The sequence below is a fragment of the Pseudomonas poae genome, from assembly GCA_028869255.1.
GTDB lineage: Bacteria > Pseudomonadota > Gammaproteobacteria > Pseudomonadales > Pseudomonadaceae > Aquipseudomonas > Aquipseudomonas poae_C.
In genome coordinates this window covers 6,027,848-6,047,484 of the sequence record CP110972.1, presented here as the reverse complement: position 1 = coordinate 6,047,484, position 19,637 = coordinate 6,027,848, and the positions used below count along the sequence as shown (strand labels likewise).

The window sequence follows — 19,637 nt, the reverse complement described above, 5'->3', positions numbered from 1 at the left end:
AAACCCTATCAGAATCCAACAGGCATGAGTTTTAATCATGCGAGCGATCGCTTTTATCCTTTTGTGCAATGGACTGAAAGCGCCGAGAATCAACCCTCCCCCAACCCTCTGACTTTTTGAGTGTGATGATCATGCAGCATCCGGCACGTACCGAACTCTGGGCCATTCTGCGGCTGTCAGGGCCGTTGATTGCCTCACAGTTGGCGCACATGCTGATGGTGTTGACCGACACCCTGATGATGGCGCGCTTGAGCCCCGAAGCCCTGGCTGGTGGCGGGCTGGGCGCGGCCAGCTATTCCTTTGTGTCGATTTTTTGCATCGGCGTAATTGCCGCGGTGGGCACCTTGGTCGCGATCCGTCATGGCGCGGGCGATATCGAAGGCGCCACTCGCCTGACCCAGGCCGGGCTGTGGCTCGCCTGGCTGATGGCCCTGGTGGCCGGGTTGCTGCTGTGGAATCTCAAACCGCTGCTGCTGCTGTTTGGCCAGACCGAAACCAACGTGCACTCGGCGGGGCAGTTCCTGACGATTCTGCCGTTCGCCCTGCCGGGTTTCCTGAGCTTCATGGCCCTGCGTGGCTTCACCAGCGCGATTGGCAAGGCGCAGCCGGTAATGGTCATCAGCCTCGGCGGCGCGGTGGCCAACTACCTGCTCAACCATGCGTTGATCGAAGGCATGTTCGGCCTGCCGAAACTCGGCCTGATGGGCATTGGCCTGGTGACGGCCGTCGTCGCCAATGGCATGGCCCTGGCGCTGATGTGGTACATCCACCGCAACCGCGCCTACGCCGCCTACCCGCTGAGCACCGGCCTGCTACGCCTCAACACCCAGTATTTGCGCGAGTTGTGGCGCCTGGGCCTGCCGATTGGCGGCACCTATGCGGTGGAAGTCGGTTTGTTTGCCTTCGCGGCGCTGTGCATGGGCACTATGGGCAGCACGCAATTGGCCGCGCATCAGATCGCACTGCAAATCGTGTCGGTGGCGTTTATGGTGCCGGCGGGGATGTCCTACGCGGTGACCATGCGCATCGGCCAGCATTACGGCGGCGGGCAGTTGTTGCAGGCGCGCCTGGCTGGGCGCGTCGGCATAGGCTTTGGTGCAGCGGTGATGTTGGGTTTTGCCGCGGTGCTGTGGCTGTTTTCCGACCCTTTGATCGGACTGTTCCTCGACCATAACGACCCGGCATTTCACGATGTGATTGTGCTGGCGGTCAGCCTGCTGGCCGTGGCGGCCTGGTTCGAACTGTTCGACGGCGTGCAAACCATCGCCATGGGCTGCATTCGAGGGCTCAAGGATGCCAAGACCACTTTTCTGGTGGGGCTCGGTTGTTATTGGCTGATCGGTGCCCCATCCGCCTGGCTGATGGCCTTCACCTTGGGCTGGGGGCCGACCGGTGTGTGGTGGGGTTTGGCGCTGGGCCTGGCCTGTGCGGCGGTCAGCCTGACTTGGGCGTTTGAGGCGAAAATGAAGCGGATGATTCGCCAGGAGCCGCATACCTACAGCAATTTGCAGGCTGCCCAGCCGGATTGAAGAAGGTACCCGGTCAATGTGGGAGCTGGCTTGCCTGCGCTGCAGACGCCTCGGTACATCAAACACTGCGAGGTGATGCTATCGCAGGCAAGCCAGCTCCCACAGTTGATCGGGTTCGCAGTTCAACCCAATAGCACCTGCTGGCTTTTGCCGAACGTCAGGTACTCCACCAACTCCGGCAACGGCAACGGCTTGCTGATCAGGTAACCCTGGGCCTGGTCGCAGCCGAACAAGCGCAACAGCGCCAGTTGCTCAGGCGTTTCTACGCCTTCGGCCACCACTTCCAGGTTGAGGTTGTGCGCCAGGTTGATCATGGCGTGCACCAGTTTGCGGTTCTCCTCGCGCTCCTCCATGCCGCCGACAAAACTCTTGTCGATCTTCAACAAGGCGATCGGCAGGCTGTTGAGGTGCACGAACGACGAAAAACCAGTGCCAAAGTCATCCAGGGAAAACCGCACACCCAAACGGCCAAGGGCGTCCATGGTCTGCTTGACCAGGTCACTGCGGCGCATCACGGCGGTTTCGGTGAGTTCGAACTCCAGCCATTGCGCTTCCACACCCCGCTCGGCAATCAGCCGACTCAGTGTCGAGAGCAGTTGGCTGTCCTGGAACTGACGGAACGACAAATTGACCGCCATATGCAACGGCGGCAAGCCGCGCTCGCGCAGGTCCTGCATATCGCGCAGGGCCCGGGAAATCACCCAGTAACCCAGCGGCACGATCAGGCCACTCTGTTCGGCCAGGGGCACGAACTCACTGGGCGGCAACAGGCCGCGCTCGCCATGGCGCCAGCGCACCAGGGCTTCCAGGCCGACGATATGCCCGTCATCCAGGTCCAGGCGCGGCTGGTAATGCAGCTCCAGCTCATCACGGCGCAAGGCGCGGCGCAGCTCGCTTTCCAGGTCGGCCAGGCTGCGTGCGTTGCGGTTGATGCGCTCGTTGAAGATATGAAAGGTGCAGCCCTGGGTGCTTTTGGCTTGCTGCATGGCGATATGCGCGTGCCACATCAGCGGGTCAGCGCCGGCGCGGGCGCGGGCATGCGCCACCCCCAGGCTACAGCCGATCAGCAGGCTTTCGCCATCGACCCAGTAGGGTTCGGACATCACTTCGGTGATGCGCTCGGCCATCCACTCGGCACGCTGGGGTGCACGGCGGGTGTCGATCAGCAAGGCGAATTCGTCGCTGCCCAGGCGCGCCAGTTGGTCCCCGGCCTCAAGCTGGCTCTTGAGCCGCGAGACCACTTGCAGGATCAGCCGGTCGCCGGCCTGGTGGCCGAGGGCGTCATTGGCGTGACGAAAATTGTCGAGGTCCAGATGGCCGAGGGCCACGCCACGCCCGTCATTCTCGGCCAGCCGCGCCGTCAGCAGGGTCTGGAAGCCCTGGCGGTTGGCGATACCGGTCAACGGGTCCTGCTCGGCGAGGCGCTGCAGGGTGTTTTCCAACACGCCGCGTTCACGCACATGGCGCAGGCAACGGCGTAGGGTATCAGCGTCCAGAACATCCCGGACCAGCCAATCACTGACGCCCAGCGGAGAAACCAGCGGTTCCTGCTCCAACAGCAACACGCACGGCAAACTGCACCGGCCAGGCCCGGGTTGCAGGCTGGGTATGGTCAATAGCACCGCGCTGTGGTCATCATCGAACAGACGACTTACGGATTCCCAGTTTGGTGCGCTGATCAGCACAGCCCCATCGCCCATCGGCGCCAGGCACTCGCGCAACAACGCTGCCCACTCAGGCGTATCGGCCAGCAGCAGCAAACGCAAGGGTTCGACAGGCGTAGACAAGCTAGCTCCCTAGACTCTGCAAAATATCGGTGGCGGCGGGCATTATGACGTGCGGCCTGATAATCACCAATGATAGGGGTTATCAAATACGCTGGCTGTAAGCATTTAGCTCAGCTTTAATTACGAGAAGCCCGGACATCCTGCGGCAAAGTAGCAAAACCGGCAAATTTAGATCGAGCGGTACGTCACACTGTCGTTCTGACAGAGCAGAATCCTGCCAGCCTGTTAAAATGCCCGCCCTTTTGAACAATGACTCCCTGAACTCTGTATGTCCCGACTCAATCCCCGGCAGCAAGAAGCCGTGAACTACGTCGGCGGCCCTCTATTGGTGCTCGCCGGTGCAGGCTCCGGCAAGACCAGCGTGATCACCCGCAAGATCGCGCACCTGATCCAGAGCTGCGGCATCCGCGCCCAGTACATCGTCGCCATGACCTTTACCAACAAGGCGGCGCGGGAAATGAAAGAGCGTGTCGGCACCCTGCTCAAGGGTGGCGAAGGGCGTGGCCTCACTGTGTGTACCTTCCACAACCTGGGGCTGAACATCATCCGCAAGGAGCATGTGCGGCTGGGCTACAAGCCGGGCTTCTCGATCTTTGACGAGACTGACGTCAAGGCGCTGATGACCGACATCATGCAAAAGGAATACGCGGGCGACGACGGCGTCGACGAGATCAAGAACATGATCGGCTCGTGGAAAAACGACCTGATCCTGCCCGCCGAAGCCCTGGAAGCCGCACGCAACCCCAAGGAACAAACCGCCGCCATCGTCTACACCCACTACCAGCGCACGCTCAAGGCGTTCAACGCGGTGGACTTCGACGACCTGATCCTGCTGCCGGTAAAGCTGTTCCAGGAACACGCCGACATCCTTGAAAAGTGGCAGAACAAAGTCCGCTACTTGCTGGTGGACGAATACCAGGACACCAACGCCAGCCAATACCTGCTGGTGAAGCTGCTGATCGGCAAGCGGAACCAGTTCACCGTGGTGGGCGACGATGACCAGTCGATCTATGCCTGGCGCGGCGCCCGCCCGGAAAACCTGATGCTGCTCAAGGACGACTACCCGTCCCTGAAGGTGGTGATGCTGGAGCAAAACTACCGCTCCACCAGCCGCATCCTGCGTTGCGCCAACGTGCTGATTTCGAACAACCCCCACGAGTTTGAAAAACAGCTGTGGAGTGAGATGGGCCACGGCGATGAGATCCGCGTGATCCGCTGCCGCAACGAAGACGCCGAAGCCGAGCGCGTGGCCGTCGAATTGCTCACGCTGCACTTGCGTACCGACCGGCCCTACAGCGACTTTGCGATCCTGTATCGCGGTAACTACCAGGCCAAGTTGATCGAGCTGAAGCTGCAGCACCACCAGATTCCCTATCGCCTGTCCGGGGGCAACAGCTTTTTCGGACGCCAGGAAGTGAAAGACCTGATGGCCTACTTCCGGCTGATTGTAAACCCGGATGACGACAACGCCTTCCTGCGTGTGATCAACGTCCCACGCCGGGAAATCGGTTCGACTACCCTGGAAAAGCTCGGCAACTACGCCACCGAACGCAAAATCTCGATGTACGCCGCCACCGATGAAATCGGCCTGGGTGAGCATCTGGACACGCGTTTCACCGATCGCCTGTCGCGTTTCAAGCGCTTTATGGACAAGGTGCGCGAGCAATGCGCCGGTGAAGACCCGATCAGCGCCCTGCGCAGCATGGTCATGGACATCGACTATGAAAACTGGCTGCGCACCAACAGCTCCAGCGACAAGGCCGCGGATTACCGCATGGGCAACGTCTGGTTCCTGATCGAAGCGCTGAAGAACACCCTGGAAAAAGACGAAGACGGCGAAATGACCGTCGAAGACGCCATCGGCAAGCTGGTGCTGCGCGACATGCTCGAGCGCCAGCAGGAAGAGGAAGACGGCGCCGAAGGGGTGCAAATGATGACCTTGCATGCGTCCAAGGGCCTGGAATTCCCCTACGTGTTCATCATGGGCATGGAAGAGGAAATCCTCCCGCACCGCTCCAGTATCGAAGCCGACACCATCGAAGAAGAACGGCGCCTGGCCTACGTGGGCATTACCCGTGCGCGTCAGACCCTGGCCTTCACCTTTGCCGCCAAGCGCAAGCAATACGGCGAGATCATAGATTGCGCCCCCAGCCGGTTCCTGGATGAGCTGCCGCCGGACGACCTGGCCTGGGAAGGCAATGATGACACCCCGACCGAGGTCAAGGCCGTTCGCGGCAACACCGCACTGGCGGATATACGCGCGATGTTAAAACGCTAGAATCGACTACTTTTTAATCTACTTTCGGCGCACAACGCGCCATTAGAGGAAGCTTTCCGTGGAAGCACTGCACAAGAAAATTCGCGAAGAAGGCATCGTGCTTTCCGATCAGGTACTCAAGGTCGACGCCTTTTTGAACCACCAGATCGACCCGGCGCTGATGAAACTGATCGGCGACGAATTCGCCGCGCTGTTCAAGGACTCGGGCATCACCAAGATCGTCACCATCGAAGCCTCGGGCATCGCCCCGGCGATCATGACCGGCCTGAACCTCGGCGTGCCGGTGATCTTCGCCCGCAAGCAGCAGTCCCTGACCCTGACCGAAAACCTGCTGTCGGCGACGGTGTATTCCTTCACCAAGAAAACCGAAAGCACGGTGGCGATCTCCCCGCGCCACCTGACCAGCAGCGACCGTGTGCTGGTAATCGACGACTTCCTGGCCAACGGCAAGGCGTCCCAGGCGCTGATTTCGATCATCAAGCAGGCCGGCGCAACCGTTGCCGGTTTGGGAATTGTGATCGAGAAGTCGTTCCAGGGTGGCCGTGCGGAGCTGGATGCGCAGGGTTATCGGGTGGAGTCGCTGGCGCGGGTGAAGTCGCTGGCCGGTGGCGTGGTTACCTTCATCGAGTAATCACTAAATGTGGGAGCTGGCTTGCCAGCTCCCACAATGATTTTGGAGTTTGTCAGTGCGCGGTGGCCTGTAGGCCCGCGAGCAATAAACGCTGATACAGATCCTCTTTCAGCCCCTGCGGCTTATCCAACCGCATCCGCTTCAAATGCTCTGGAAACGCCTCCGGCTCCGGTGCGTCCAACGCTGCCTTGCCCAACTCCAGAATCTCCGTCAGCTTGAATTTGCTCTTGAGCCAGTTCAACGCCCGCAACAGATCCCGCTCTTCATCCGTGAAGTCCGTGCCCAGCGGATACTCCGGGAACAACCGGCGATGGCGCGCTTGAATACCCTGTAACCGCTCCGGCGTATTGTCTGCAAAGCGCGGGTCCAGCTTGAAATCCTTGGATAACTTGCCGGCCTTTTGCGCCTGCTCGATCAAATCGCCCTGGAACCTTGAGTCGGTGATATTGAGTAACGCCTCGATCACCTTGGCATCCGTCTGGCCACGCAAATCGGCAATGCCGTACTCGGTAATGACAATATCCCGCAGGTGCCGAGGAATTGTGCAGTGGCCGTATTCCCACACGATATTGGAACTGACTTCACCCGCCGACTCGCGCCAGCTGCGCAGGATCAGGATCGAACGCGCGCCCTCCAGCGCATGCCCCTGGGCCACGAAGTTGTACTGGCCGCCCACGCCACTGAGCACCCGGCCATCTTCCAACTGGTCGGCCACACCGGCGCCGAGCAACGTCACCATGATCGCGCTGTTGATAAAGCGTGCGTCCAGGCGCTGCAGGCGTTTGAGTTCTTCCTGGCCGTACAGCTCGTTGATGTAGCTGATGCGCGTCATGTTGAATTCAAGACGCTTGGCGTGGGTCATTTCCTGCAAGCGTTGGTAAAAACTACGCGGCCCCAGGAAAAAACCGCCGTGGATCGAAATGCCATCGGGCTGCGCGGTATCATCGATAAGCCCGGCGTTGGCCTGTTCCTGGGTCGCCACGTCCGGGTACACCTTGCGTCGCACAATTCCGGCGTCCGCCAGCACCAGCAAACCGTTGACGAACATTTCGCTGCAGCCGTACAGGCCGCGGCCGAAAGGATCGACGCCACCTTCACGGCTGATCAGCGGCGCCCACTGGTACACATCCAGGTCCGTCAGCAGCAGGCGATAAGCCTCGTTATCCGCCTGGCGCGCCAGCAACGCAGCCGTCAGCGCGTCGCCCATCGAGCCGATACCGATCTGCAAGGTGCCGCCATCGCGCACCAGGGTGCTGGCATGCAAACCGATAAAGTGATCCTGGAAACCCACCGGCATGTTCGGCGTGGAGAACAGCGTGGTGCTGTCCTTTGCATCGAGCAGGTAATCAAATTCATCCATGCCCAACTCGGCGTCGCCGGGCATGTAGGGCAAGTCACTGTGGACCTGGCCGACCACCAGGATGGTTTCCCCCGCCTCACGGCGCTTGGCGATCATCGGCAGCAGGTCGAGGGTGATATCGGGGTTGCAGCTCAGGCTCAGGCGGTCGGGATGTTCGGCGCTGCTGGCCACCAGCTGCGCCACCAGGTTCAGGCCGGCGGCATTGATATCCCGGGCGGCATGGCTGTAGTTGCTGCTCACGTAATCCTGCTGCGCCGACGTGCTGTGAAGCAGGCTGCCGGGCTGCATGAAGAACTGCTGCACGTGGATATTTTTCGGCAGGCTGTCCTTGTGCAGGTCGGTGAGGAAGTCCAGCTCGGGATAGTCGCCAAACACACGCTCGATAAAGGGTTCGAGAAAGCGTTTTTGCAAACCGTCGCCCAGGGTCGGGCGACCCAGGCTGAGCGCGGTGTAGATCGTCAGCGAGCGCTCCGGCAACTTGGCAATGCGCCGGTACAACGCATTGGCAAACAGGTTCGGCTTGCCCAGCCCCAGGGGCATGCCCATGTGGATATGCGCCGGCAACCGTGCCAGTACGTCGTCAACTGCTTGCTCGATTGAACACAACTGCACCATCCGACCCTCCTGAACATTCCATGATTAGGGGTTGGACCGAGCTTGCCGGGTCTTTGCTGCAATGAACAGCCTCGAAAGCCAAATCCGCGGCACAAAAAAGCCGCTCGCAAGCGGCATTTTTGGCGAAGGTCGGCGGGTTACAAGCCGGACATCTTCTTGATCGCACCTTTCAGGTCGTCATCCGAGCAATCCGCGCAGGTGCCTTTGGGTGGCATGGCGTTGATACCGGTGATCGCCTTGGCCAGGATGCCGTCGAGGCCGCCCTGGTGGTCGGCGCGCTCTTTCCAGGCGGCGGTGTCGCCGATTTTCGGCGCGCCCAACAGGCCGGTACCGTGGCACGCGTTGCAGTGCTTGGCGATGATTTCATCCGGCGTTTTCGCAGCGCCTCCACCGGAGGCGACTGCCACTTCCATGCCCTTGCATTCTTCACCCTGAACGCAGACTTTTCCCACTGGGTCCAGACGCTCGGCAACTACGTCGCTGCTGGCTTTACTGACAGGTGGCTCAGCTTTTTGCCCACAGCCTGACAGGGCCAATACTATTGCTGGTGCAGCCAGCATTTTCATAATTAGGTTCACGCGTTCACCCTCAATGGTGGCTATTCACGCCTGCGGCCACGGTTTCGCAGGCGGCGAAAGTATAACGGTTAGCCCGTGCGGCCGAAACAACCCTATTAAATAAAGGGAGATTAAGCCTCACGGATACAGCTACGGGTGTCTCTGCAACGCTGGCAGGACGCCTCTTTTGTTAAAAGTTCGCGGGTGTGGCTGCGCTGATTAGTCGCGCCGGCACGTCGAACGGATTGCGAAAACGATGCGGCTTGGTGCTTTCAAAGTAGTAGCTATCGCCGGCTTCGAGCACAAAAGTTTCAAGACCGACCACCAACTCCAGGCGGCCTTCCACCAGAATCCCGGTTTCCTCGCCTTCGTGGGTGAGCATTTCTTCGCCCGTATCGGCGCCCGGCGGGTAGATCTCGTTAAGAAACGCGATCGCCCGGCTGGGGTGCGCCCGGCCTACCAGTTTCATGGTGACGGCGCCGTCAGAGATATCGATAAGCTCATTGGCTTTATAGACGATCTGGGTCGGTATTTCCTGGAGGATCTCCTCGGAAAAGAACTCGACCATCGACATCGGGATGCCGCCCAGCACCTTGCGCAAGGAGCTGATCGAGGGGCTGACACTGTTTTTTTCGATCATCGAAATGGTGCTGTTGGTGACACCCGCACGCTTGGCGAGCTCGCGCTGGGAAAGACCCTTCAGTTTACGGATGGATTGCAGTCGTTCGCCGACGTCCAATGCAGGAGCCTCCTAGGATTCAGGCTTTGTTGTAATTGAGCGTTATCATGGCGACAGCGTTCAGTATTTACAACACTTGGGCCTAAATCCCGGGCAGCGGCGTTCGTACCTGGCGGTCAGGCGCCGCAATAGAGCCTTGGCACGCGGCGCAGGTTGCAGAAAATCTGGTAGGGAATGGTCTCGGCGGCGGTCGCGACGTCACTGGCGAGGATGTTTTTACCCCACAGCTCCACCGTGGAACCGAGGCCGGCCTGGGGCACGTCCGTCAGGTCAATACACAGCATGTCCATCGACACGCGCCCCAGCAATTGGCTGCGTTGCCCGGCCACCAGCACCGGCGTGCCGGTCGGTGCGTGGCGTGGGTAGCCATCGGCATAACCCATGGCGACTACGCCGATACGCATCGGTTTGGGCGTGATGAACTTGGCGCCGTAGCCCACCGGCTCGCCAGCCGGCAACTCACGTACACAAATGACTTTGGACTCAAGGGTCATCACCGGCTGCAACCGTGCGGCAATGGCCTGGTCTTCACCAAACGGCGTCGCGCCATAGAGCATGATGCCCGGGCGCACCCAGTCGCTGGACACATTCGGCCAACCCATCACCGACGGCGAATTACGCAGGCTCACCTCGGCCGACAAGCCCTGGCGCGCCGCATCAAACACCGCCACCTGCTCATGGCTGCGCACGCAATCGAGTTCATCGGCACGGGCGAAATGGCTCATCAATACGATCCTGGCCACTTTGCCGCTGGCCAGCAGGCGTTGGTAGGCTTCGTGGTAATCCTTGGGATGCAGGCCGACGCGGTGCATACCCGAATCGAGCTTGAGCCAGATCGTCAGCGGCTGGCTCAAGCGGGCTTGCTCGATGGCCTCCAGCTGCCACAGCGAATGCACCACGCACCACAAATCATGCTCGATGATCAGCGGCAGTTCGTCGGCTTCGAAAAAACCTTCCAGCAGCAGCACTGGCGCACGAATACCGGCGGCGCGCAGCTCCAGTGCCTCTTCGATGCACGCCACGGCGAATCCATCCGCCTCGGCTTCCAGCGCCTGGGCCACGCGCACGGCACCATGGCCGTAGGCGTCGGCCTTGACCACTGCGAGGGCCTTGGCCCCCGTGACTTCACGGGCCAGTTGGTAGTTGTGGCGCAGGGCTTGGAGGTCGATCAGGGCACGGGCAGGACGCATGGCGGCAGGCTTCTAGGCGGCAAGGTGAAGAAAAACCGGCACCGACCAACAGCGTCGGCACCGGGAGAGGGATCGTTGTTTAAGGCAGCGCGGCCACGACGGACAGCTCTACCAGGATTTGCGGTTCGCACAGCTTGGCTTCAACCGTAGCACGGGCCGGGGCCACGCCTTTGGGTAGCCACTTGTCCCAGACCGCGTTCATGCCGGCGAAGTCGGCATCAATGTCTTTCAGGTAGATCGTCACCGACAGCAACTTGGTCTTGTCGGTGCCGGCCAGGTCCAGCAAACGCTCGATATTGACCAGGGTTTCACGGGTCTGCTGTTCAATCCCGGCGTTCAGGTCGTCGCCGACTTGCCCGGCCAGATACACGGTACCGCTGTGGACAACGATCTGGCTCATGCGCTCATTGGTGAGCTGGCGCTGGATTGACATGTTTTGCGGACTCCTGGTGGTTGCCATAACGGGAAATATCGAGGCCTTCGGCACTGATCTGCGGGGTTTTCTTCGCGATCAGGTCAGCCAGCAAGCGGCCGGAGCCACAGGCCATGGTCCAACCGAGGGTGCCGTGACCGGTATTCAGGAACAGGTTCTTGAACGGGGTAGCACCGACAATCGGCGTGCCGTCGGGTGTGGTCGGGCGCAGACCGGTCCAGAAACTGGCTTCGGCCAAATCGCCGCCCTGAGGATAAAGGTCGTTGACGATCATCTCCAGGGTTTCGCGTCGACGTGGGTTCAGCGACAGGTCAAAACCGGCTATTTCAGCCATGCCACCGACGCGGATGCGGTTGTCGAAACGGGTGATCGCGACCTTGTAGGTCTCGTCGAGAATGGTCGAGGTCGGGGCCATGGCCGGGTTGGTGATCGGCACGGTCAGCGAGTAACCCTTGAGCGGGTACACCGGCGCCTTGATCCCCAGCGGCTTGAGCAGCTTCGGCGAGTAACTGCCGAGGGCCAGTACATAGCGGTCGGCGGTTTCCAGCTTGCCGTCGATCCACACGCCGTTGATGCGGTCGCCGGCGCAGTCGAGGCGCTGGATGTCCTGTTCGAAGCGGAACTCCACGCCCAACTGCTTGCACATCTCGGCCAGGCGCGTGGTGAACATCTGGCAGTCGCCGGTCTGGTCATTCGGCAGGCGCAACGCGCCGGCGAGGATATCGGTAACGCTGGCCAGTGCCGGTTCAACCCGGGCAATACCGGCACGGTCGAGCAATTCAAAGGGCACGCCGGACTCTTTCAACACCGCGATATCTTTGGCGGCGCCATCGAGTTGGGCTTGAGTACGGAACAGCTGTGTCGTACCGAGGCTGCGGCCTTCGTAGGCAATGCCGGTCTCGGCACGCAATTCATCGAGGCAGTCACGGCTGTACTCGGACAGACGCACCATGCGCTCCTTGTTCACCGCATAGCGGCTGGCGGTGCAGTTGCGCAGCATCTGCGCCATCCACAGGTATTGGTCGATATCGGCCGTAGCCTTGATCGCCAGCGGCGCGTGGCGTTGCAGCAGCCATTTGATGGCCTTGAGCGGCACGCCCGGCGCGGCCCATGGCGAGGCGTAGCCTGGGGACACCTGGCCGGCGTTGGCGAAACTGGTTTCCATGGCAGCGGCTGGCTGACGGTCGACCACAACCACTTCAAAGCCGGCCCGTGCCAAATAGTAGGCACTGGTCACCCCAATGACACCGCTACCCAAGACCAGAACGCGCATTTTTATATCCTCATCACGGGCTTAGCCGCTGACGTGTGTTATTCGAGCAATGATGGGCGCAGTATAAAAAGCAATCGCCAGTGCATTTCACTATATAAATACCTATATTTGGCGACAATTCTCGGCAAAAACCCTTTTCACAGAGGCGTATCCCCTATGCGTACCAACACCCAGACCAAGCGGGAGCTGGACAAGATCGACCGCAATATCCTGCGCATCCTGCAAACCGACGGGCGTATTTCGTTCACGGAGCTTGGGGAGAAGGTCGGGCTGTCGACCACGCCGTGCACCGAGCGGGTACGCCGGCTGGAGCGCGAAGGGATCATCATGGGTTACAACGCGCGGCTTAACCCGCAGCATTTAAAGGGGAGTTTGCTGGTATTTGTCGAGATCAGCCTCGATTACAAGTCCGGCGACACCTTTGAGGAATTCCGCCGCGCCGTACTGAAACTGCCCCATGTGCTGGAGTGCCACCTGGTGTCCGGCGACTTCGACTACCTGGTGAAAGCGCGGATTTCCGAGATGGCGTCGTACCGCAAACTGCTGGGCGACATCCTGCTCAAGCTGCCCCATGTACGCGAATCCAAGAGCTATATCGTGATGGAAGAGGTGAAGGAGAGCCTGAACCTGCCGATCCCGGACTGAATGTCCCACCTTTTGACCGCCGACATTCACTAGACCAGCACTTGCCGGGTGCTGGCCATGTATTCGTGGATCTGCTTCTCAACCCGAGGGTGAATCAGCTCCACCGGCCGCCGCCCATTGGGGCACGGCAAGGTCTTGGTCGTGCCGAACAGCCGACAGATCAGCGGCCGTTCGTCATACACCGTGCAGCCGTTGGGGCCCAGGTGCACGCAGTTCAGCTCATCCATGGCCGCGTCCTGCTCGGCAGCCGTCTTGCGTGGCAGGCGCGACATTTCCTCGGGCGAGGTGGTCACCGGCCCACAGCAGTCGTGGCAACCGGGGACGCACTCGAATGAAGGAATCTGCCTGCGCAGCGCGCTGATTTTCTGGCTGTTGCAACTCATCGAAACACATACCGAACGGCGAATAGGCGTGGATTCTGACGCAAAACGCCTTGCGCAGACAGCTTCGTCCGACCGCTGTATCCTGCGTCAAATTTTCCAAACAGGGATGCTCCCCATGACCGCCAGCGCCCGGCACACCGCTTCCTACTACGCCGCCAGCAGCGTCCCACAACCCGACTACCCGGCGTTGACGGGCGATGTGGTGGCCGATGTGTGTGTGGTCGGCGCTGGTTTTTCCGGGCTCAACACCGCCCTGGAGTTGGCCGAACGCGGCTTTAGCGTGGTGCTGCTGGAAGCGCGCAAGGTCGCCTGGGGCGCCAGCGGGCGTAACGGCGGCCAGTTGATTCGTGGCGTCGGCCACGGCCTGGAGCAGTTCACCAACGTGATCGGCAGCGACGGCGTGCGCCAGATGAAGCTGATGGGCCTGGAGGCCGTGGAAATCGTGCGTGAGCGCGTCGGTCGCTACCAGATCCCCTGCGACCTGACCTGGGGCTACTGCGACCTCGCCAACAAACCCCGCGACCTGCAGGGTCTGGCCACAGACGCCGAAGAACTGCGCAGCCTCGGCTATCGCCACGAAGTGCGCCTGCTGCAAGCAAGTGAGATGGGCAGCGTGATCGGCTCCGACCGCTACGTGGGCGGCATGATCGACATGGGCTCCGGCCATTTGCACCCGCTGAACCTGGCACTCGGCGAAGCCGCGGTCGCGCAGCAGTTGGGCGTGCAACTGTTTGAACAGTCCGAAGTGACGCGCATCGACTACGGCCCCGAGGTCAAGGTGCACACCGCCCAAGGCAGCGTGCGCGCCAACACCCTGGTGCTGGCCTGCAATGCCTATCTGAATGGGCTGAACCCTCATCTGAGCGGCAAGGTGCTGCCCGCCGGCAGCTACATCATCGCTACCGAGCCGTTAAGCGCAGCCCAGGCCGCGAACCTGCTGCCGCAGAATATGGCCGTGTGTGATCAGCGGGTGACGGTGGACTATTTCCGCTTGTCCGCCGACCGCCGCCTGCTGTTCGGCGGCGCCTGCCACTATTCCGGGCGCGACCCCAAGGATATCGGCGCGTACATGCGGCCGAAAATGCTGCAGGTGTTCCCACAGCTGGCCGAGGTGAAAATCGACTACCAATGGGGCGGCATGATCGGCATCGGTGCCAACCGCCTGCCGCAGATCGGCCGGTTGGCCGACCAACCCAACGTGTATTACGCCCAGGCCTACGCGGGCCATGGCCTCAACGCCACCCACTTGGCGGGCAAGCTGCTGGCCGAAGCCATCAGCGGCCAGCAACAGGGCCGTTTCGATCTGTTCGCCCAAGTGCCGCACATCACCTTCCCCGGCGGCAAGCACCTGCGCTCGCCGTTGCTGGCGCTGGGGATGCTCTGGCACCGCCTCAAAGAGCTGCTCTGATCAATCGCGCCAGAACGGTTTCAAGCCTTCCTGGCGCGCCTGTTCGGCACTTAACCCGACGTCGCGCAATTGTTCGCGGGTCAAGTGCAGCAGGGCCTTGCGCGTATGACGGCGATGCCAGAACAGGCTCCAGCGGCTGATATCGCGTGGCGACGTCGCCCGCTCCTGCCCCGCCTGCAATTCCTGACTGTGTAACATCAGCCGCACATCGCTCATGCCGTTCATTGTGTTGCCCCTCATTTGCCTGTTGCCATGAGTGACTAGGATGGGCGAGCGGGCAAAACCATTACAGATTCAACCATTCCTTATTAAATCCATACAGAGACTGCCTATGCGCGGCTGAATCCTGTATTTTCCGCCTATCTGTACTGGTCTCCCGGGAGCGACCGCCATGACGCTTTACGTCAACCTCGCCGAATTATTGGGCACGCGTATCGAACAGGGCTTCTATCGCCCCGGCGACCGGCTGCCCTCGGTACGCGCATTGAGCGTGGAACACGGGGTCAGCCTGAGCACCGTGCAACAGGCTTATCGGTTGCTGGAAGACAACGGCCTGGCGATGCCCAAGCCTAAGTCCGGCTACTTTGTGCCCGTCGGCCGTGAGCTGCCGGCTCTGCCTGAGGTGGGTCGCCCGGCCCAACGCCCGGTGGAAATTTCGCAGTGGGACCAGGTGCTGGAACTGATTCGCGCAGTGCCACGCAAAGACGTCATACAGATGGGTCGTGGCATGCCGGATGTATTGTCACCAACCCTCAAACCCCTGCTGCGTAGCCTCGCCCGCGTGAGCCGGCGCCAAGACCTGCCGGGGCTGTATTACGACAATATCCTCGGCTGTATGGAACTGCGTGAACAGATTGCTCGACTGTCACTGGATTCCGGCTGTCAGCTGACCGCTGAAGATATCGTGATCACCACCGGCTGCCATGAGGCGCTGTCCGCCAGCATCCACGCGATTTGCGAGCCGGGCGATATCGTCGCCGTGGACTCGCCAAGCTTTCACGGCGCCATGCAAACTCTCAAGGGCCTGGGCATGAAGGCCCTGGAAATCCCCACCGACCCGCTCACCGGCATCAGCCTCGAAGCACTGGAACTGGCGCTGGAACAGTGGCCGATCAAGGTCATACAGCTGACCCCCAACTGCAATAACCCGCTGGGCTACATCATGCCCGAGGCGCGTAAACGTGCATTGCTGACCCTGGCCCAACGCTTTGACGTGGCGATTATCGAAGACGATGTGTATGGCGAACTGGCCTACAGCTACCCGCGCCCGCGCACCATCAAATCCTTCGACGAAGACGGCCGCGTGCTGCTCTGCAGCTCGTTCTCGAAAACCCTGGCGCCGGGCCTGCGCATTGGCTGGGTCGCGCCGGGGCGCTACCTTGAGCGGGTGTTGCACATGAAGTACATCAGCACCGGCTCGACCGCCACCCAGCCGCAGATCGCAATTGCCGAGTTTCTCAAGGGAGGGCATTTCGAACCGCATTTGCGGCGGATGCGCACCCAATACCAGCGCAATCGCGACTTGATGCTCGATTGGGTCAGCCGTTACTTTCCGGCGGGCACCCGCGCCAGCCGCCCACAAGGCAGCTTCATGCTGTGGATCGAGCTGCCGGAAGGCTTCGACACCCTGAAGCTCAACCGGGTACTGGTGGAACAAGGCGTACAGGTGGCTGTAGGCAGCATCTTTTCGGCATCGGGCAAGTACCGTAACTGCCTGCGCATGAACTACGCTGCCAAGCCAACCGCGCAGATTGAAGAAGCGGTGCGCAAGGTCGGCGCCGCGGCGATCAAGATGCTCGCCGAGGTTGCCGACTGACCTTTCGCGGGAATTAGCCGTCATATGCCCACAACCGCCCTGACCTGGAAGCAGCGCCCTTGATGATTCGACGGCTTTTACCGTTTTTCCTGCTGGGCGCCCTGGCCCTGGGCGGCTGCGCGACCGCGCCGACACCGCGCATCCCCAGCGACGCCCTGCCCGCCGCGCAGTCCTCATTCGGCCGCTCGATCCAGGCCCAGGCGGCGCCGCATCAGGGGCGCTCCGGCTTTCGTTTGTTGCCCAACAGCAGCGAAGCCTTCATGGCCCGCGCCGAGCTGATCCGCAACGCCCAGACCAGCCTTGACCTGCAGTACTACATTGTCCACGACGGCATCAGCACGCGCATGCTGGTGGATGAACTGCTCAAGGCCGCCGACCGCGGCGTGCGTGTGCGCATCCTGCTGGACGACACCACCAGCGACGGCCTCGACCAGATCATCGCCACCCTCGCCGCCCACCCACAAATCGAAATTCGCCTGTTCAACCCGCTGCACCTGGGCCGCAGCACTGGCGTGACGCGGGCCATGGGCCGGTTGTTCAACCTGTCGCTGCAACACCGGCGCATGCATAACAAGCTGTGGCTGGCGGATAACAGCGTGGCGATCGTCGGCGGGCGTAACCTGGGCGACGAGTATTTCGACGCCGAACCCAACCTGAACTTCACCGATATCGACATGCTCAGCGTGGGTCCGGTGGCCGAGCAGCTCGGACACAGTTTTGATCAGTACTGGAACAGCGCGCTGAGCAAACCCATCGATGACTTCGTCTCCAACAGCCCGTCCAGGCGCGATCTGGCCGCCGCACGCGTGCGCCTGCAAGACTCGCTGGCCGAGTCGCGCCAGCAGAACCACGCGCTGTACAACCGCCTGCGCACCTACCAGACCCAGCCGCGCATGGACACCTGGCGCCGCGAGCTGATCTGGGCCTGGAACCAGGCCCTGTGGGACGCGCCGAGCAAGGTACTGGCCAAGGCCGACCCGGACCCTCGATTGCTGCTCACCACGCAGCTGGCGCCTGAGCTGCAAGGCGTCAACCATGAGCTGATGATGATCTCGGCGTATTTCGTACCGGGGCAACCCGGGCTGGTGTACCTGACCGGTCGTGCCGACGCTGGTGTGTCGGTGAGCCTGCTGACCAACTCCCTGGAAGCCACCGATGTACCGGCCGTGCATGGCGGCTATGCGCCCTATCGCAAGGCGCTGCTGGAGCACGGGGTAAAACTCTATGAATTGCGCCGCCAACCCGGCGACCCCAGTGCAGGCAGCGGGCCGCACCTGTTTCGGCGCGGCACCTTCCGGGGCTCGGACTCCAGCCTGCACAGCAAGGCAATGATCTTTGATCGGACCAAGTCGTTTATCGGCTCCTTCAACTTCGACCCACGCTCGGTGCTGTGGAACACCGAAGTCGGGGTGCTGGTGGACAGCCCCGAGTTGGCCGAGCACGTGCGCAACTTGGCGCTGCAAGGCATGGCCCCGGCCTTGAGCTATGAAGCGAAATTGCAGGACGGCCAGGTGGTGTGGGTGACCGAAGATAACGGGCAACTGCACACCCTGACCCGCGAACCCGGCAGTTGGTGGCGCAGGTTCAATGCCTGGTTCGCCACCAGCGTTGGCCTTGAGCGCATGCTCTAGGAGTAACGCAAATCAAAAATGTGGGAGCGGGCTTGCTCGCGAATGCGGCGTGTCAGTTAACGGCAATATTGACTGGACCGCCGCATTCGCGAGCAAGCCCGCTCCCACACTTCGACCGCATTCCAGTCAGGCGGGCTGTACTGCGCCGAAGGCACCTTGGCGCAGCAACAACACCACCAACCCCAACGCTCCCGCCGCCATCAGCCACGGCAGTGCATGCCCGCTGACCCACTGGCTGCCCGCGCCGGCCACCAGCGGGCCGATCAGGCAACCGATGCCCCATAGCTGCGCCACATGGGCATTGGCGCGCACCAGCGCGTCGTCGCGGTAGCGCTCGCCGATAAGGATCAACGATAGGGTAAACAACCCCCCGGCACTGGCGCCGAACAGCACCCACACCGGCCAGATCAACGGCGTGTGCATCAACAGCGGAATCGCCAGGCTCGACGCCAGTAACAGCAACGCACACCCCAGGAACAGCGTACGCCGTGGCAGGTAATCGGCCAGCGCGCCGATGGGCAGTTGCAGCAGCGCATCGCCGACCACCACCGTGCTGACCATCGCCAGGGCGACCTCGGCGGTAAAACCTTGTTGCAGGCAATACACCGGCAGCAGCGTCAGAATCATCGCCTCAAACGCGGCGAACAGCGCCACCGCCCAGGCAATCGCCGGCAGGCTCAGGCAGAAGCGCCACAGTTGCGCGAAGGTCACGCTGAAGGACTCGGCGCTCGGTGCGCCGGAGCGTCCCAGCAGCAACAGCGGCGCGACCATCAGCAGGCCCACGCCGACCCAGAAACCGTAGTCATGATCGGTGCCGATCAGGCCCAGCAGCAGTGGCCCCGACAGTTGGCTCAAGGCATAACTGCAGCCATACAGCGCCACCAGCCGGCCGCGCCACTGCTCCACCACCAACTGGTTGATCCAGCTTTCGCCGAGGATAAACACGATGGTCAGGATCACCCCGATCATCAGCCGTAGCACCAGCCACACCGGGTAGCTGGGCAGTACCGCCAGCAAGCCGATAGACATCGCCCCGGCCCACAGGCACAGGCGCATCAGGTTGGCGGTGCCGAGCCAGGAGGCCATGCGGCTGGAGACTTTAGCCCCCAGCAGCACGCCAAACGCCGGCATGGCCGCCATCACACCAATCGCGAAGCTGCCGTAACCCCAGCCTTCCCAGGCGCAAGGACACCAGCGGCATGCTGACGCCCAAGGCCAGGCCGACGCTGAGTACCGAGGCCAGCACGGCGAAATAAGTCGCCCAACGCATTACCACGCTCCTGTGGATAATCTTTAAGGTGACATAAAACAGTGTGGGAGCTGGCTTGCCTGCGATGCAATCACCTCAGTGTGTCTGTCACA

The 19,637-nt window shown here is 61.4% G+C and carries 16 protein-coding genes and 1 pseudogene; 7 read left to right on the top strand and 10 right to left on the bottom strand.

The window, feature by feature from the left end; all coding sequences use genetic code 11:
* Nucleotides 1–125: 125 nt before the first annotated feature.
* Nucleotides 126–1,529 (top strand): NorM family multidrug efflux MATE transporter, encoded by a 1,404-nt coding sequence (locus LRS56_27375; protein WDU62418.1) that lies wholly within the window; start codon nucleotides 126–128, stop codon nucleotides 1,527–1,529.
* A 122-nt stretch (nucleotides 1,530–1,651) separates the two neighbouring features.
* On the opposite strand, the gene LRS56_27370 is transcribed toward LRS56_27375, so the two are convergent.
* The gene (locus LRS56_27370; protein ID WDU62417.1) at nucleotides 1,652–3,316 is read right to left on the bottom strand and encodes a bifunctional diguanylate cyclase/phosphodiesterase; all 1,665 of its coding nucleotides are present in this window, start codon (nucleotides 3,314–3,316) and stop codon (nucleotides 1,652–1,654) included.
* Between the two features lie 268 nt (nucleotides 3,317–3,584).
* Here LRS56_27370 and rep point away from each other — a divergent pair, with 268 nt between their 5' ends.
* Nucleotides 3,585–5,594, top strand: a complete 2,010-nt coding sequence (gene rep / locus LRS56_27365) for a DNA helicase Rep (GenBank protein ID WDU62416.1) — start codon at nucleotides 3,585–3,587, stop codon at nucleotides 5,592–5,594.
* 58 nt (nucleotides 5,595–5,652) lie between these two features.
* Entirely contained in the window at nucleotides 5,653–6,225 is a 573-nt protein-coding gene (locus tag LRS56_27360) for a xanthine phosphoribosyltransferase (protein WDU62415.1), read from the top strand.
* A gap of 52 nt (nucleotides 6,226–6,277) precedes the next feature.
* On the opposite strand, the gene LRS56_27355 is transcribed toward LRS56_27360, so the two are convergent.
* The 6 genes from LRS56_27355 to dadA all read right to left on the bottom strand — a co-directional run bounded on the left by LRS56_27355 (nucleotide 6,278) and on the right by dadA (nucleotide 12,392).
* Nucleotides 6,278–8,200 carry an acetyl-CoA hydrolase gene (locus tag LRS56_27355; GenBank protein WDU62414.1) on the bottom strand — a complete coding sequence of 641 codons (1,923 nt, stop codon included), beginning with the start codon at nucleotides 8,198–8,200 and terminating at the stop codon, nucleotides 6,278–6,280.
* 137 nt (nucleotides 8,201–8,337) lie between these two features.
* The gene (locus LRS56_27350) at nucleotides 8,338–8,766 is read right to left on the bottom strand and encodes a c-type cytochrome (protein ID WDU62413.1); all 429 of its coding nucleotides are present in this window, start codon (nucleotides 8,764–8,766) and stop codon (nucleotides 8,338–8,340) included.
* 181 nt (nucleotides 8,767–8,947) lie between these two features.
* On the bottom strand, nucleotides 8,948–9,496 hold the full coding sequence (locus LRS56_27345) for a cupin domain-containing protein (GenBank protein ID WDU62412.1): 549 nt from the start codon (nucleotides 9,494–9,496) through the stop codon (nucleotides 8,948–8,950).
* Nucleotides 9,497–9,612: 116 nt separating this feature from the next.
* Nucleotides 9,613–10,686 carry an alanine racemase gene (gene alr, locus LRS56_27340; protein ID WDU62411.1) on the bottom strand — a complete coding sequence of 358 codons (1,074 nt, stop codon included), beginning with the start codon at nucleotides 10,684–10,686 and terminating at the stop codon, nucleotides 9,613–9,615.
* 79 nt (nucleotides 10,687–10,765) lie between these two features.
* A complete protein-coding gene (locus LRS56_27335) occupies nucleotides 10,766–11,119 on the bottom strand; it encodes a RidA family protein (GenBank protein WDU62410.1) in 354 nt (117 codons plus the stop codon).
* Complete coding sequence (gene dadA, locus LRS56_27330) at nucleotides 11,091–12,392, bottom strand: D-amino acid dehydrogenase (protein ID WDU62409.1); 1,302 nt, start codon at nucleotides 12,390–12,392, stop codon at nucleotides 11,091–11,093. Before dadA ends, LRS56_27335 begins: the two co-directional genes overlap by 29 nt.
* Before the next feature lie 156 nt (nucleotides 12,393–12,548).
* Here dadA and LRS56_27325 point away from each other — a divergent pair, with 156 nt between their 5' ends.
* Entirely contained in the window at nucleotides 12,549–13,037 is a 489-nt protein-coding gene (locus tag LRS56_27325) for an Lrp/AsnC ligand binding domain-containing protein (GenBank protein WDU62408.1), read from the top strand.
* A gap of 29 nt (nucleotides 13,038–13,066) precedes the next feature.
* On the opposite strand, the gene LRS56_27320 is transcribed toward LRS56_27325, so the two are convergent.
* Nucleotides 13,067–13,420 (bottom strand): YkgJ family cysteine cluster protein, encoded by a 354-nt coding sequence (locus LRS56_27320; protein WDU62407.1) that lies wholly within the window; start codon nucleotides 13,418–13,420, stop codon nucleotides 13,067–13,069.
* A 115-nt stretch (nucleotides 13,421–13,535) separates the two neighbouring features.
* Between LRS56_27320 and LRS56_27315 the strand changes: the two genes are divergently transcribed.
* The gene (locus tag LRS56_27315) at nucleotides 13,536–14,828 is read left to right on the top strand and encodes an FAD-binding oxidoreductase (GenBank protein ID WDU62406.1); all 1,293 of its coding nucleotides are present in this window, start codon (nucleotides 13,536–13,538) and stop codon (nucleotides 14,826–14,828) included.
* Here the strand turns inward: LRS56_27315 and LRS56_27310 are convergent, their stop codons facing one another.
* A complete protein-coding gene (locus LRS56_27310) occupies nucleotides 14,829–15,053 on the bottom strand; it encodes a DUF1127 domain-containing protein (protein WDU65822.1) in 225 nt (74 codons plus the stop codon).
* Between the two features lie 166 nt (nucleotides 15,054–15,219).
* On the opposite strand from LRS56_27310, the gene LRS56_27305 reads away from it, so the two are divergent.
* Together LRS56_27305 and LRS56_27300 are read left to right on the top strand one after the other, a co-directional pair.
* Nucleotides 15,220–16,644: a PLP-dependent aminotransferase family protein gene (locus tag LRS56_27305; GenBank protein WDU62405.1), complete on the top strand. Its 1,425-nt coding sequence runs from the start codon at nucleotides 15,220–15,222 to the stop codon at nucleotides 16,642–16,644.
* A gap of 62 nt (nucleotides 16,645–16,706) precedes the next feature.
* Nucleotides 16,707–18,275, top strand: a complete 1,569-nt coding sequence (locus tag LRS56_27300) for a phospholipase D family protein (GenBank protein WDU62404.1) — start codon at nucleotides 16,707–16,709, stop codon at nucleotides 18,273–18,275.
* A gap of 126 nt (nucleotides 18,276–18,401) precedes the next feature.
* Here LRS56_27300 and LRS56_27295 read toward each other — a convergent pair.
* Nucleotides 18,402–19,545 (bottom strand): annotated as a pseudogene (locus LRS56_27295) (MFS transporter).
* Nucleotides 19,546–19,637 lie beyond the last annotated feature (92 nt).

Bases quoted from the DNA above. Each gene is read 5' to 3' on its own strand.
- LRS56_27375 (WDU62418.1), top strand. From the start codon at position 126: ATGATCATGCAGCATCCGGCACGTACCGAACTCTGGGCCATTCTGCGG.
- rep (WDU62416.1), top strand. From the start codon at position 3,585: ATGTCCCGACTCAATCCCCGGCAGCAAGAAGCCGTGAACTACGTCGGC.
- LRS56_27355 (WDU62414.1), bottom strand. From the start codon at position 8,200: ATGGTGCAGTTGTGTTCAATCGAGCAAGCAGTTGACGACGTACTGGCA.
- LRS56_27350 (WDU62413.1), bottom strand. From the start codon at position 8,766: ATGAAAATGCTGGCTGCACCAGCAATAGTATTGGCCCTGTCAGGCTGT.
- alr (WDU62411.1), bottom strand. From the start codon at position 10,686: ATGCGTCCTGCCCGTGCCCTGATCGACCTCCAAGCCCTGCGCCACAAC.
- LRS56_27335 (WDU62410.1), bottom strand. From the start codon at position 11,119: ATGTCAATCCAGCGCCAGCTCACCAATGAGCGCATGAGCCAGATCGTT.
- dadA (WDU62409.1), bottom strand. From the start codon at position 12,392: ATGCGCGTTCTGGTCTTGGGTAGCGGTGTCATTGGGGTGACCAGTGCC.
- LRS56_27325 (WDU62408.1), top strand. From the start codon at position 12,549: ATGCGTACCAACACCCAGACCAAGCGGGAGCTGGACAAGATCGACCGC.
- LRS56_27320 (WDU62407.1), bottom strand. From the start codon at position 13,420: ATGAGTTGCAACAGCCAGAAAATCAGCGCGCTGCGCAGGCAGATTCCT.
- LRS56_27315 (WDU62406.1), top strand. From the start codon at position 13,536: ATGACCGCCAGCGCCCGGCACACCGCTTCCTACTACGCCGCCAGCAGC.
- LRS56_27310 (WDU65822.1), bottom strand. From the start codon at position 15,053: ATGAACGGCATGAGCGATGTGCGGCTGATGTTACACAGTCAGGAATTG.
- LRS56_27305 (WDU62405.1), top strand. From the start codon at position 15,220: ATGACGCTTTACGTCAACCTCGCCGAATTATTGGGCACGCGTATCGAA.
- LRS56_27300 (WDU62404.1), top strand. From the start codon at position 16,707: ATGATTCGACGGCTTTTACCGTTTTTCCTGCTGGGCGCCCTGGCCCTG.